Below are 241 nucleotides of genomic sequence, written 5' to 3'. Positions count from 1 at the left end.
TGTGGGCGCTGGCTCCCACATTGTCCTGCGACATCTCGCTGAACTTCTAAACTCCTTTTAAACGTGGCACTGCGCCGCAGGCCTTGCCGTGCGTGGCATTGATGCGCGTCATGACAAACGGCTGCGGTGCGTTGCTTGACAACCCCAGGTCGTAAACGTATGTTTCAAACACCTGTTTGACCGCCATAACAAATCCACGCGGTTGTTCATCCCAGATACATCAGCAGAGGTTTATCGCTAT

1 protein-coding gene is annotated in these 241 nt (G+C 53.1%); it reads right to left on the bottom strand.

Going from position 1 to position 241, the window contains the following annotated elements; genetic code table 11:
• Window positions 1–46: 46 nt before the first annotated feature.
• Complete coding sequence (locus KZZ04_RS20645) at window positions 47–187, bottom strand: hypothetical protein (protein ID WP_219424096.1); 141 nt, start codon at window positions 185–187, stop codon at window positions 47–49.
• Between the last annotated feature and the right edge of the window lie 54 nt (window positions 188–241).

It is taken from the genome of Pseudoalteromonas sp. CR1, assembly GCF_019392235.1.
In the GTDB taxonomy this organism is placed as follows: Bacteria; Pseudomonadota; Gammaproteobacteria; order Enterobacterales; family Alteromonadaceae; genus Pseudoalteromonas.
This window is presented reverse-complemented; position numbering and strand designations above follow the sequence as displayed.

Excerpts from the sequence above, each read along its gene's own strand:
- KZZ04_RS20645 (WP_219424096.1), bottom strand. The coding sequence starts at position 187 with ATGGCGGTCAAACAGGTGTTTGAAACATACGTTTACGACCTGGGGTTG.